Origin of the sequence: Escherichia marmotae, assembly GCF_002900365.1 — a bacterium.
GTDB lineage: Bacteria > Pseudomonadota > Gammaproteobacteria > Enterobacterales > Enterobacteriaceae > Escherichia > Escherichia marmotae.
Genome location: NZ_CP025979.1, coordinates 276,915 through 291,334, shown reverse-complemented (window position 1 = coordinate 291,334; position 14,420 = coordinate 276,915). Strand labels below are relative to the sequence as shown.

General features: G+C 49.1%; 6 protein-coding genes and 1 pseudogene. 6 read left to right on the top strand and 1 reads right to left on the bottom strand.

The window, feature by feature from the left end; genetic code table 11:
* Positions 1-17 precede the first annotated feature (17 nt).
* The gene (gene apbC, locus C1192_RS01400) at positions 18-1,127 is read right to left on the bottom strand and encodes an iron-sulfur cluster carrier protein ApbC (protein ID WP_038355310.1); all 1,110 of its coding nucleotides are present in this window, start codon (positions 1,125-1,127) and stop codon (positions 18-20) included.
* 132 nt (positions 1,128-1,259) lie between these two features.
* Between apbC and metG the strand changes: the two genes are divergently transcribed.
* The 6 genes and pseudogenes from metG to C1192_RS01370 all read left to right on the top strand — a co-directional run bounded on the left by metG (position 1,260) and on the right by C1192_RS01370 (position 14,265).
* The gene (metG, locus tag C1192_RS01395) at positions 1,260-3,293 is read left to right on the top strand and encodes a methionine--tRNA ligase (RefSeq protein ID WP_016262136.1); all 2,034 of its coding nucleotides are present in this window, start codon (positions 1,260-1,262) and stop codon (positions 3,291-3,293) included.
* Positions 3,294-3,433: 140 nt separating this feature from the next.
* Positions 3,434-7,239: pseudogene (locus tag C1192_RS25860) on the top strand (DUF4132 domain-containing protein).
* A 12-nt stretch (positions 7,240-7,251) separates the two neighbouring features.
* Positions 7,252-7,485 carry a WGR domain-containing protein gene (locus tag C1192_RS26005; protein WP_370567088.1) on the top strand — a complete coding sequence of 78 codons (234 nt, stop codon included), beginning with the start codon at positions 7,252-7,254 and terminating at the stop codon, positions 7,483-7,485.
* Complete coding sequence (locus tag C1192_RS26265; protein WP_502328757.1) at positions 7,476-10,280, top strand: DUF4132 domain-containing protein; 2,805 nt, start codon at positions 7,476-7,478, stop codon at positions 10,278-10,280. The genes C1192_RS26005 and C1192_RS26265 overlap by 10 nt, the downstream gene beginning before the upstream one ends.
* 9 nt (positions 10,281-10,289) lie before the next feature.
* Complete coding sequence (gene yehI / locus C1192_RS01375; protein ID WP_038355311.1) at positions 10,290-13,922, top strand: DUF4132 domain-containing protein YehI; 3,633 nt, start codon at positions 10,290-10,292, stop codon at positions 13,920-13,922.
* A 52-nt stretch (positions 13,923-13,974) separates the two neighbouring features.
* On the top strand, positions 13,975-14,265 hold the full coding sequence (locus C1192_RS01370) for a hypothetical protein (protein ID WP_038355312.1): 291 nt from the start codon (positions 13,975-13,977) through the stop codon (positions 14,263-14,265).
* Positions 14,266-14,420 lie beyond the last annotated feature (155 nt).

The following is a 14,420-nucleotide window of genomic DNA, read 5'->3' as shown; positions in this document are numbered from 1 at the left end:
AGAAAGGTTAATACGCGTTAGACTGCGCGGAAGGAGATCTCGCCAGGAATAACTTCTCCCTGCCAGTGGAGCTGGGCAGCAACGCGGTCAGCCAGTTGACGATAGATAGCGGTAAATTCGCTCTCCGGACGGCTGATAACGGTCGGTGTGCCTTTGTCGAGGTCTTCACGCAGGCTAATGTGCAGCGGCATCTGACCCAGCAACTGCGTGTGATATTTCTCAGCCAGTTTCTCTGCACCACCGGTGCCAAAAATCGGCTCGTGGTGACCACAATTACTGCAGATATGCACGCTCATGTTCTCGACAATGCCCAGTACCGGCACTTCAACTTTCTCGAACATCACAATGCCTTTTTTCGCATCAATCAATGCGATGTCTTGCGGCGTGGTGACCACTACAGCACCGGTCACTGGAATATTCTGCGCCAGTGTCAATTGAATATCACCGGTGCCTGGCGGCATATCAAGCACCAGATAGTCCAGATCGGGCCATAAGGTTTCTTGCAACATTTGCATCAGCGCCTTGCTGGCCATCGGGCCGCGCCACACCATCGCGTTGTCGTCAGTGACCAGATAACCAATCGAGTTGGTTGCCAGACCATGAGACATAATCGGCGCCATGTGAGTGCCGTCCGGCGAGGTCGGACGCTGATTTTCTGCCCCCAGCATGGTTGGGATCGACGGGCCATAAATGTCGGCATCCAGAATGCCGACTTTCGCTCCTTCCGCCGCCAGCGCCAGCGCCAGGTTTACCGCCGTGGAGGATTTACCCACGCCGCCTTTGCCGGAACTGACCGCGATAATGTTCTTCACGCCGTTAATTCCCGGCTGATTTTTAACGCGTTTCAGCGTGGCAATGCTATGCGACAGTTTCCAGTCGATAGCTTTTGCCCCGGTGATACGCAGCAATTCGGCGCTACATTGCTCTTTTAACTCTTCGAACGCGCTATGCCAGACGAACGGCATAACCAGTTCCACATGCAGCGTGTCGTCCATCCAGGCGACATGATGCAATGCTTTCAGCGTGGTGAGGTTATGCTTCAGGGTTGGGTGCTGAAAATTAGCCAGTGTCCCGGCGACCATTGCGCGCAAGGCTTCTGGTGATTTGGCCTGGGATTGTTCGTTCATCCCGACTCCTTATTTATATAGATAAACCATCAGCTAAATAGTTTACCTGAAGAAAATAGATAAGTACTTACTTAACATTTTCCCATTTGGTACTATCTAACCCCTTTTCACTACTAAGAAGTAATGCCTACTATGACTCAAGTCGCGAAGAAAATTCTGGTGACGTGCGCACTGCCGTACGCTAACGGCTCAATCCACCTCGGCCATATGCTGGAGCACATCCAGGCTGATGTCTGGGTCCGTTACCAGCGAATGCGCGGCCACGAAGTCAACTTCATCTGTGCCGACGATGCGCACGGTACGCCGATCATGCTGAAAGCTCAGCAACTCGGTATCTCCCCGGAGCAGATGATTGGCGAAATGAGTCAGGAGCATCAGACTGATTTCGCAGGCTTTAATATCAGCTATGACAACTATCACTCAACGCACAGCGAAGAGAACCGCCAGTTGTCGGAGCTTATTTACACTCGCCTGAAAGAGAACGGTTTTATTAAAAACCGCACTATCTCTCAGTTGTACGACCCGGAAAAAGGCATGTTCCTGCCGGATCGTTTTGTGAAAGGCACCTGCCCGAAATGTAAAGCGCCAGATCAATACGGCGATAACTGTGAAGTATGCGGTGCGACTTACAGCCCGACTGAACTGATTGAACCGAAATCGGTGGTTTCTGGCGCTACGCCGGTAATGCGTGATTCCGAACACTTCTTCTTTGATCTGCCCTCTTTCAGCGAAATGTTGCAGGCATGGACCCGCAGCGGCGCGTTGCAGGAACAGGTGGCAAACAAAATGCAGGAGTGGTTTGAATCCGGTCTGCAACAGTGGGATATCTCCCGCGACGCGCCTTACTTCGGTTTTGAAATTCCGAACGCGCCGGGTAAATACTTCTATGTCTGGCTGGATGCGCCGATTGGCTACATGGGTTCCTTCAAGAATCTGTGCGACAAGCGCGGCGATACCACCAGCTTCGATGAATACTGGAAGAAAGATTCCACCGCCGAGCTGTACCACTTCATCGGTAAAGATATCGTTTACTTCCACAGCCTGTTCTGGCCAGCCATGCTGGAAGGCAGCAACTTCCGCAAGCCGACCAACCTGTTTGTTCACGGCTATGTGACGGTGAACGGCGCGAAAATGTCGAAGTCTCGCGGCACGTTCATTAAAGCCAGCACCTGGCTGAATCACTTTGACGCTGACAGCCTGCGCTACTACTACACCGCGAAGCTCTCTTCACGCATCGATGATATCGACCTGAACCTGGAAGATTTTGTTCAGCGTGTGAATGCCGATATCGTTAACAAAGTGGTTAACCTGGCCTCCCGTAACGCGGGCTTCATTAACAAGCGTTTTGACGGTGTGTTGGCAAGCGAGCTGGCTGACCCTGAGCTGTACAAAACCTTTACCGATGCCGCTGAAGTTATTGGCGAAGCGTGGGAAAGCCGCGAATTTGGTAAAGCTGTGCGCGAAATCATGGCGCTGGCTGACCTGGCTAACCGCTATGTTGACGAGCAGGCTCCGTGGGTGGTGGCGAAACAGGAAGGCCGCGATGCTGACCTGCAGGCGATTTGCTCGATGGGTATTAACCTGTTCCGTGTGCTGATGACGTATCTGAAGCCGGTTCTGCCGAAACTGACTGAACGTGCGGAAGCGTTCCTGAATACGGAACTGACCTGGGATGGTATCCAGCAACCGCTGCTGGCACATAAAGTGAATCCGTTCAAAGCACTGTATAACCGCATCGACATGAAGCAGGTTGAAGCACTGGTGGAAGCATCCAAAGAAGAAGTGAAAGCCACCGCCGCGCCAGTTACTGGCCCGCTGGCAGACGATCCGATTCAGGAAACCATCACCTTTGATGACTTCGCCAAAGTTGACCTGCGCGTGGCGCTGATCGAAAACGCAGAGTTTGTTGAAGGTTCTGACAAGCTGCTGCGTCTGACGCTGGATCTCGGCGGTGAAAAACGCAATGTCTTCTCCGGCATTCGTTCTGCTTATCCAGACCCACAAGCGTTGATTGGTCGTCACACCATTATGGTGGCTAACCTGGCGCCGCGTAAGATGCGCTTCGGTATCTCCGAAGGCATGGTGATGGCTGCCGGTCCTGGCGGGAAAGATATCTTCCTGTTAAGCCCGGATGCCGGTGCTAAACCGGGTCATCAGGTGAAATAATTCCCCTTCAAGGCGCTGCATCGACAGCGCCTTTTCTTTATAAATTCCTAAAGTTGTTTTCTTGCGATTTCGTCTCTCTCTAACCTGCATAAATACTGTTAGCATCTGTATTCGACTGGATAAAAATACAGGGATGCAGAATGAGACAGTTTATCTATCAGGACGAAAAATCACATAAATTCTGGATGGTGGAGCCGCATGGCAACGAGCTGCATATCAGTTGGGGCAAAGTTGGCACCAACGGACAAAGCCAGATAAAAAACTTTGCGGACGCTGCAGCAGCGGAAAAAGCGGAGCTGAAGCTGATTGCGGAGAAAACGAAAAAAGGCTATGTGGAAGACGCTTCGGCAAATGTGAATCTCCCGCCAGCCACCAAAGCCAGAGTCACTCCTGAAGTTGAAACTCCTCCTGTAAATAAGAATAAATGCCCCTGGCTTGCTGATGATGCGACGATTCCGGTAACTGACGATATTAATCGATTTGCTTTTCCTCATCGCCGCAGGCCGAGAGAAATCGGTTACCTGTATAAAGATGGTGAAATATGGAAGCGCATCGCAGATAACACCAGGGCATATGACCCCGACAACAATTACCGCTCTTATCCTGAAAACTGGCAGCTAGCGTTTGCCGAGTTACAAAGGCGAATTCTGGATAATCAACAAACAGGGAGTGTGCAATCTGATGCTGCATTGCTCTGGAGTTTCTGGAACTCTTACTCTGCAGATGAACTGGTCGATGACTTAGTCATTCGCTGTGGACTGGAAACTACCGTTGAAATCGCTCTTCGTGCTCTTCAACTAAAATATAAACCAGTAAAAACCGACGTCACGACCATAATTCCTCCTGATCTCGAAGCAGAATCGCTACCGAGTTGGCATCAGCGTCTATGCCATTATCTTTCACTCGCTTCAGAAGATGAGTGGCAACGCTGTGTAGATAAAGTACTTACCGCCATTCCCTCACTCTCCCCAGCACGGCAACCTTTTGCGGCGCTACTGATCCCTGAACGACCGGATATCGCCAATGCTATGGCGCTACGTTATGTAGATCAAAACGTTCCGGCAATGACCTGGTTAAGTATGATAGCAAGCGATGACGTTGCCCTGGCTACGCTGGAAAAATATGGTTTCCCTCCACTGTATAATGATTTCCGCAATTATCTGGCTACGTTACTGGCAAATAATGGAGTGCACGGTGTAAGCCGAATTCTTCTCAAGCTACCTGTCGAGTATCCCGTAAAATACACAGACCTTTTCACTCACATACATGCCAACGCTGAAAATCTTGTCAAATGGTTATGGAAAACGAATCACCCGGATGCGATTCAAATTCTGATCCTTGGTGTAATTGGCAAGAAAAAGCACCTGGAATACTTAAGCAAAGCCTGCCAAAAACATCCCGCTGCGGCTATTGCCGCTTATGCAACTTTACTGGCAATACATGAAGATGCACAGTGGCGTAACGCACTTGTCAAACTGATTACCGCCACGCCAGAGTTGGTATGTGACGTTATTCCCTGGGTTAATGCTAAAGCGGCAGGCATATTATCTGAATGTCGTCCGCAACCTGTGACTGATGAATGTGAATATGCCACTGCGGATATGTTGCCGGAGCTGTTTGCCGTTCCACCGTGGGTAATAAATAAGAAAAAGAATGCAATACCCGTATTTGATTTACCGGTGCTTCCAGTTCCTGCCGTCACTGATATCACACCAGGAATTACAGAGTTAATCAGTCATACTGACATATCCAGATTCAGTGAAATCGCGAAATTTCAGGCATCACAGCAAACATTATTTACCGATCTGCCACTAATTGAAAAGGAAAGCTGGGAAACGTCTTTCATCCCTTTAACGCCAGAACAGCAAATCCTTTGGCGACTGGGGTTTAAGGAATGGCGCAGAACCGGAGAAGAACAATACGAAAAAAAATAATGCCACAAAGCGCAGTTGATGCCCTGTTACGTTTCGATTTCCCCGCGCTGAAAGCAGAGTTTGCGCAATACCATAACAAAGGAAGCAGACACTGGCAGTTGTACGCGCTCTGCTTCCTACCCACTCAGCATGCTATTTATTTTCTCAATCAAATAATTAATGAAGAGCAATTCTCCGGCGAGAGAGAAATTCTGGCGATTTTTGGTGACGCGGCCATTCCTGCGTTTATGAAATGTCTGCAACGTAAGCCACAACAGTTGTGGATATTCACCCTTTTCCTGGGCGTCAGCGAATTAGCATTACCGATGGCGCAGCGATTACAGAAAAAAATGTCTGCTGAAGATGCCCGAAAATGGCTGGTTAACTTCCCACGCCATGCCGCCGCCGGGCTACTTCCTGTGGCACTGGGCAAACAAGGAAAAGATCGTGATTGTGCCCGCCAGGCACTCCGCCTGCTGGTGAAATTAAACCAGCGAGAAACGATTGAGGAAATCGCCCAGGGGTATAATCAACCTGATGTTTTAGCTGCGCTGGCAACATTATTTGATAGCGACCCGCTGGAAGAATATCCCGCTAAAATCGCCCCACTGCCCGGCTTTTATCAGTTCAGCTTATGGCGCAGACCACGGCTTAAAAGTAACAACCTGCCTCTGCCAGATGACGCTATGCGCCACCTCGGCACAATGTTGAGCTTTCCTCGCGACATTACCCCCTACGCTGGGCTGGCGATCATCAAAGAAACCTTCACCCGCGAATCACTGGCTGACTTTGGCAGGGATCTCTACACGGCATGGACAGAAGCTGGCGCACCCGCAAAAGAAAACTGGGCATTTACCTCGCTGGGGATTTTAGGCAATGACGACACCGCGCGTAAACTAACCCCGCTCATCCGCGCCTGGCCGGGTGAATCCCAGCATAAAAGAGCTGTTTATGGTTTGGATGTGCTAGCCAATATCGGTAGCGATATTGCGCTGATGTTGCTTAATGGTATTGCGCAAAAGATTAAATTCGTTGCATTACAAGAACATGCCAGCGACAAAATCAACATGGTCGCTGAAAATCGCGGACTGACAATGGCCGAACTGGAAGACCGCCTGGCACCGGATTTAGGGCTTGATATCAACGGCTCGCTGACACTGGATTTCGGCTCACGCCAATTCACCGTTGGTTTTGATGAAACCTTAAAACCCGTCGTGCGCGACGAAAACGACAAAGTTCTGAAAGATTTACCTAAACCCAACCAGAGTGATGATAAAACACTGTCAACTGACGCAGTTATCCTCTTCAAACAGTTGAAAAAAGATGTTCGTGCTATCGCCAGCCAGCAAATTACCCGTCTGGAACAAGCCATGTGCCAGTGCAGACGCTGGACGGCAGAGCAGTTCCGTCTCTTTCTGGTGGAACATCCGCTGATGTGTCACTTAACCCGACGGCTATTATGGGGAGTATATAACGATGAAAACACCCTTATAGCCTGTTTCCGCGTGGCAGAAGACTGCACCTACAGCGATGCACAAGATGAGCTATTCACGCTGCCAGCAGGAAACATCGGTATTCCGCATGTGCTGGAAATTCCCGCTGAATCCGCCGCTGCATTCAGGCAAATTTACGCTGATTACGAACTACTTCCCCCCTTCCAACAGCTCGATCGTGGTAGTTATCGTCTTGCTGATAATGAACGTAGCGCCCACGAACTGACGCGCTGGCAAGGACGTCTTTGCCAGGCCGGTCGCATTGTCGGACTGGAGCGCCGAGGCTGGCAACGTCTGGAAGAAAGCGGCAGCGTTTATGCGATGCGCAAATCTACTCCTTATGGCGATCTCGAACTTGAAACAGAACCTTTTTCATTGATTTACGGCGAAACGGGATATGGCGACCTGCTACCTGTTGAAAGCGTAAAAATGACTTCACCAGGGGAACGCTACAGTACACAGCCCTCGCTCACGTTCTCCGCGCTTGATGCCATCACCGCCAGCGAACTGATTAACGATATTGAATCACTGTTTGATTAAAAGGACTTTGCAATGAAAACCTATATTTATCAGGACGAAAAATCACATAAATTCTGGGCGGTTGAGCAGCAAGGCAACGAGTTGCATATCAGTTGGGGTAAGGTCGGCACCAACGGGCAAAGCCAGGTCAAAAACTTTGCGGACGCGGCGGCGGCGGAAAAGGCAGAGCTGAAACTGATTGCGGAGAAAACAAAAAAGGGATATGTGGAACAAGCGGAGACAAATGCTAAATTGCGGTGTCAGTGAAAAAAGAATCTGTCGCAGCGAAAAAACAGGAAGACACCATAAATGATCATCAGGTAGCGGCGAACAATTTTCCCTGGTTAGCAGACAACGATCCCATTATTCTTCCCCCAAATATTGCTCGCTATGCTCTCAGCCACCGCCTTTGGCCGGGAGATCCGGTAAAAAAACCAACCCAACCTGAGAAACGAAATTTAATTTCTCGGCTGGCAAATCGAACCTACAACTATTATAAGAATCTGACTTTCGATTACAGCTCATGCTCCGATGAATGGAGTAATGCCATCAGTCAGGCAATCAGCTTAATTAATGCACGAAAGCCTGAGATGTCTGCACGTACTATGGCTGTACTTACCTTACTGGAAATTTGTTTTTGTCAAAGCTGGAATGATGAAACCTCATCCGAGTTGTTGGATGAAATTGTAAGCACCTTCGGTATTGAATACGCAACTGAAACTGTCATCTACTGGTGGCAAATTGATTTCGATTTTGATTATAAAAAGGAACATTTGACCTTCTTTATTAATAATTCAGATTACAGCCAGGATAACTATAGAAGGAATAGAGACAACTTTAGTTTACGTCTGCGTAAACATTTATCGCTGGCTGAAGAGGAAGTCTGGCAAAATTGCATTGCCAAATTACTCGTTGCGTTGCCGCATATATCACTCTATCGCCAGCCGTTAATTGCTATTTTAATACCAGAAATACCCGAAGTGGCCCATGATATCGCACGCCAGTTGCATCAAGTGATGAACATTCCACAACTGGAAATGTTAAAACTTGTAGCGACAGATCCACAAATACTGGAAATATTAGAGCCATATCAGGATACTAATGTATTTGGAAGAAGTTGGTCTGCCACTGTACCGCGAGAACAAGGCATCAAGGCTCTTACTCGCCTGCTTCCCTATGCTGGAGAAGATAATTGCGGTGACGTACTGAAATGTATCAATCATCCGCTGGCTGTTACGGGACTCATAGACGCCGCAGATTATAATAAACGTTGTTATGACCGACTGATAAAAAGTGCCGAAAGTTTTCCTTCTGCCACAATAGCGGCATTAGCCGAAGCATTAATAAAAAATGACGATCAACGTAAACATACTTTGCTGGTTTCACTACTTAATGCAAATCCTTTATTGGTCGAAAAATTAGGCCAATGGCTATCGTCACAAGCTGCGAAATTAGTACATCAACGCCAACAATTGCTGAATAGTCGCGATGAAGATTTCGCAAACTCAGAAATTCTGCCAACGGTGTTAGTCTCGCCGCCGTGGGTGGTTCGAAATAAAAATGACGACAACAGTCCTTTGGCTAAATACCCGGCGAAAATTCCCTCTTTACCGCTATTTTATCAACCTTCGTTATGGACACGCCCGGTACTAAAAAATAGTAGCAAGATATTACCAGATAACGCCCTCCTCCACCTCGGTGAAATGCTTCGCTTCCCTCAGGAAGAAGCACTGTATCCGGGATTATTACAGGTGAAAGATGCCTGTACCCCAGACTCACTGGCTGAATTTGCCTGGGATCTGTTTATCGCCTGGCAGACTGCTGGCGCGCCGTCGAAAGAGAGTTGGGCATTCAGTGCGTTAGGTGTTCTCGGTAACGATGACACCGCCCGCAAACTAACGCCGCTTATTCGCGTCTGGCCTGGCGAATCCCAGCATAAACGCGCCACCGTCGGGCTGGATATTCTCGCCGCTATCGGCAGTGACATTGCCCTGATGCAACTTAACGGTATCGCCCAGAAGCTGAAATTCAAAGCATTGCAGGAGCGGGCAAAAGAAAAAATTGCCAGCATTACCGAAAGCCGCGAACTGACGGTAGCAGAACTTGAAGACCGGTTAGCCCCGGATTTGGGGCTGGATGATAACGGCTCCCTGCTGCTGGATTTCGGCTCGCGTCAGTTCACCGTCAGCTTTGATGAAACCCTAAAACCGTTTGTGCGCGATGCGTCCGGCAGTCGCCTGAAAGACCTGCCCAAACCGAACAAAAGCGATGATAAAACGCTGGCTGCCGATGCCGTTAACCGCTTTAAACTGCTGAAAAAAGATGCCCGTACCGTCGCCGCTCAACAGGTAGCAAGGCTGGAATCAGCCATGTGCCTGCGCCGCCGCTGGGCAGCGGAAAACTTTCAACTCTTCCTGGTTGAGCATCCGCTGGTTCGCCACCTAACCCGTCGCCTGATTTGGGGCGCGTATAACACCGACAACCAGTTGCAGGCCTGTTTCCGCGTGGCGGAAGATAACAGCTACAGCACCGCTGACGATGATCTCTTCACTCTCCCAGAAGGTGATATAGCGATTGGTATCCCTCACGTTCTGGAAATATCACCGACGGATGTCGCCGCTTTTAGTCAGCTTTTTGCCGACTACGAACTGTTACCGCCATTCCGCCAGCTTGATCGTAACAGTTACACCCTGACAGAAGCCGAACGCAATGCCAGCGAACTGACCCGCTGGACAGGCAGAAAATGCCCGAGCGGTCGGGTGATGGGGCTGGCAAATAAAGGCTGGTTGCGTGGCGAACCGCAGGATGCAGGCTGGATCGGCTGGATGATCAAACCTCTGGGCCGCTGGTCGTTAATCATGGAAATCGATGAAGGTTTTGCTGTAGGCATGTCGCCAGTCGAACTCAGCGCTGAGCAACTCTTAAGCAAATTATGGTTATGGGATGGAAAAGCAGAGAGTTATGGCTGGGGAAGAAATTCTGCACAGGAAGCACTGTTCTCCGTGCTCGATGCCATCACCGCCAGCGAGTTGATTAACGACATCGAAGCACTGTTTGAATAAGGAAAGAACATGAACAAGGAATTACTGTGGCTGGCGGACGACGCGCAACTGGAACTGAAATTTAAAAAAGGCAAAACGCCGCTAAGCCATCGCCGCTGGCCGGGCGAACCGGTGCCCGCTGTCACTGAAAGTCTCATTCAGACATTAGGAGATGAATTACTACAACAAGCAGGCAAGAAGCAAAATATCACCTGGCATTACGATAAATGTTCACTGGAGTGGCAGTCCGCCATCCAGCAGGCGATCAATTTGATTGGTGAGCATAAACCGTCAATCCCAGCCCGCACAATGGCGGCTCTGATCTGTATCGAGAAAAATGATAGCCAGCAGTTACTTGATGAAATCGTGCAAAAATATGGGCTGGAATATGCGACGGATGTGGTGATAGCGCGTCAGTTCATTGTACAGAGTTATCATGCTGATCCATCAACAGTGTGTTTAATGACACCGAACGAGAATACGGGCTATGGCTATCGCTCAGAGACTTATAGCAATTTCGATTTTCGTCTGCGTAAACATCTTTCACTGGCAGAGGAAAATTGCTGGCAGCGTTGTGCCGACAAACTCATTGCCGCACTGCCAGAGATCCCCATAGTTCGCCGCCTTTTTATTGCGCTGCTGCTTCCGGAAAAACCAGATATAGCGAATGAGCTTGCCAGCCTTGAAAGCCCATCAACGAGTTTTCACTCAAAGGAGTGGTTAAAGGTCGTTGCTACTGATAATACGGCGGTAAAAAAACTCGAACGATACTGGCGCCAGGACGTATTTAGCGATCGTGAAGCCAGTTATATGTCACATGAAAACCACTTCGGTTACGCTGCCTGCGCGGCCCTTTTACGCGAACAGGGAATTGCAGCCGTTCCCCGCCTGGCGATGTATGCTCATAAAGAAGACTGTGGCAGCCTGCTGGTACAAATAAACCACCCGCTGGTCATCCGCATCTTGCTACTGGTGGCTGATAAAAATAAACCCAGCCTGCAGCGTGTTGCCAAATACAGTAAAAATTTCCCCCATGCAACGCTCACTGCACTGGCAGAACTTATCGCGCTGGAAGCACCACCTGCTCGCCCCGGTTATCCGATTATTGAAGACAAAAAACTGCCCGCACAGCAAAAAGCACGTGATCAATACTGGCGTAATCTGTTGCAAACATTGATTACATCGCAGCCACAACTGGCAGATGAAGTGAAGCCCAGGCTAAGTACAAAAGCACAAACCGTGCTGAATAGTTTTTTATCCGTGCCGCCAAAATCTGCCATTGATAGCCCTGATAGCAGTGCTCTGCCTGAAATTTTGGTTTCACCTCCGTGGCGTAGTAAGAAAAAATCGCCGCAACCACGTCTTGATTTGGTTCCGCTCGAATTAACGTCACAAGTCTACTGGCAACCGGGCGAGCAAGAGAGGCTTGCCACCACAGAGTCTGCCCGTTATTTCAGCACGGAATCACTTGCGGAACGCATGGAACGAAAAAGTAGTCGGGTTGTACTACAGGAGCTGGGTTTTGGGGATGATGTATGGCTGTTCCTGAATTATATACTGCCCGGCAAACTGGATGCAGCACGCGAATCATTAGTACTTCAGTGGCATTACTACCAGGGCAGAGTCGAGGAAATCAACAATGGCTGGCATTCTCCGGAAGCAAAATCAGCAGAACAGGCGCTTCGCAGCGGCGACGTTGAAACGTTAATTGACATCTGGGAAAAGGACAATCATTCGCCTTATCATCAGGAAAAGAGTGTCTGGAATCTGTATTTATTGGCACTGCTTCCGCGTGAGATGGCAGTGACTTTCTGGCTGCGTATCAATGAGAAAAAGCATCTGTTCGCGGGTGAAAACTATTTTCTCAGCATCCTCGGTTTGGATGCATTACCCGGCCTGTTGTTGGCTTTTTCACATCGTCCAAAAGAAACATTTCCGTTAATTTTAAATTTCGGCGCTACCGAACTGGCGCTACCCGTTGCTCACGTCTGGCACCGTTTTACCACTCAGCGTAATCTGGCACGCCAGTGGATTTTACAATGGCCAGAACATACGGCTACCGCACTTATTCCTCTCGTCTTCACCAAGCCCGGCGACAACCGCGAAGCCGCATTACTTGCCCTGCGTTTACTGTATGCACAGGGACATGGAGAATTACTGCAAACCGTGGCAAACCGCTGGCAGCGTGCTGATGTGTGGCCTGCCCTGGAGCAATTGCTTATACAGAAGCCACTGGAAATTTACCCACCACGCATTCCGAAAGCCCCTGATTTCTGGCATCCGACAATGTGGCGCAGGCCACGACTTATCAATAATAATCAGCTTGTTACCGATGATGCTCTGGAAATTATTGGCGAAATGCTGCGCTTTACTCAGGGTGGGCGTTTTTATAGCGGACTGAAACAATTGAAAACGTTCTGTCAACCGCAAACGTTGGCCGCTTTTGCCTGGGATCTGTTTACCGCCTGGCAACAGGCTGGAGCCCCCGCAAAAGACAACTGGGCATTTCTGGCGTTAAGTCTCTTTGGCGACGAAAGCACGGCACGGGATCTGGCGACGCAGATCCTCACCTGGCCACAGGAAGGAAAATCTGCCCGTGCTGTCAGTGGCCTGAACATACTTACCCTGATGAATAATGATATGGCGCTGATACAACTACACCATATTTCGCAACGAGCGAAATCGCGCCCTTTACGTGAAAATGCGGTGGAGTATCTCCAGTTGGTCGCGGAAAATCGCGGGTTAAGCGAGGAAGAGTTAGCGGACAGATTAGTCCCAACACTGGGCCTTGATGACCCGCAGGCGTTGATTTTTGATTTTGGTCCACGGTTGTTTACCGTTCGCTTCGATGAAAACCTCAACCCAGTTGTCTACGATCAGCAAAACGTTCGCCAGAAAAGTGTTCCCCGGTTGCGAGCCGATGACGATCAACTGAAAGCGCCCGAGGCACTGGCCCGATTAAAAGGGCTAAAAAAAGATGCCACTCAGGTGAGCAAAAACCTGCTCCCGCGTCTTGAAACTGCCCTGCGCACCACCCGACGCTGGCCGCTGGCAGATTTTCATTCTCTCTTTGTTAATCATCCATTTACTCGCCTGGTTACCCAGCGACTGATATGGGGCGTTTATCTGGCAAATGAACCGCGACATTTACTCAACGCCTTTCGTGTGGCCGCAGAGGGGGAATTCTGCAATGCACAAGATGAGCCAATTGACCTGCCTGCGGACGCTCTGATTGGCATTGCGCATCCGTTAGAAATGTCAGCAGAAATGCGTGGTGAATTTGAACAACTTTTTGCCGACTACGAAATTATGCCGCCTTTTCGCCAGTTGGCGCGGCGCACGGTACTGCTCACTCCTGACGAGTCAACCAGTAACAGCCTGACTCGCTGGGAAGGTAAATCCGCTACCGTTGGGCAACTTATGGGAATGCGCTACAAAGGCTGGGAGTCAGGCTATGAGGACGCATTTGTCTATGACCTGGGCGAGAACCGGCTGGTCCTTAAGTTTTCACCCGGTTTTAACCACTACAATGTTGATAGCAAAGCGCTAATGGGCTTCCGTTCTCTTCGAGTGTATCGTGACAATCAATCTGTCACTTTTGCTGAACTCGATGTGTTTGATTTGAGTGAGGCGTTAAGTACTCCAGACGTCATTTTCCACTAACACACAGCGGGTAGTAACAGAACTGCCCGCTGTCTGACAACTGAGAAAATCCATGATCGTGCAAAGTGAACTGGTCGCTATTTACGACTATCAGATTATTGATCCTGAAGAACCCTTTTCCTTCCGACTTGAAATCCATAAATACGCTAAATTATTTACTGGAACGGTCTATCGACTGGAACGATTCCGGCTACGTCCAATATTTAACCAACGTGAACAAGAAGATGCAGACCCGCTAATAAATGATGCGTTGATTTATATAAGAGATGAGTTTATTGATGAGCGAAAATTACGAGGTAAATCACCAGAAACTATAATGGAAATTTTTAATGGTGAACTATAGAATATATTCAACCAGTAAATAGAATAATAGTTTATTAAAGGAGGAAGCGGTATTCCCCCTTAGATGAGTTTCAATTTTCCCGTTACTTCAACAAATCAATCAACCGTAACAGAACCACTAATAACTCCAGTACGGCAATAAGCACGGTTAACTTT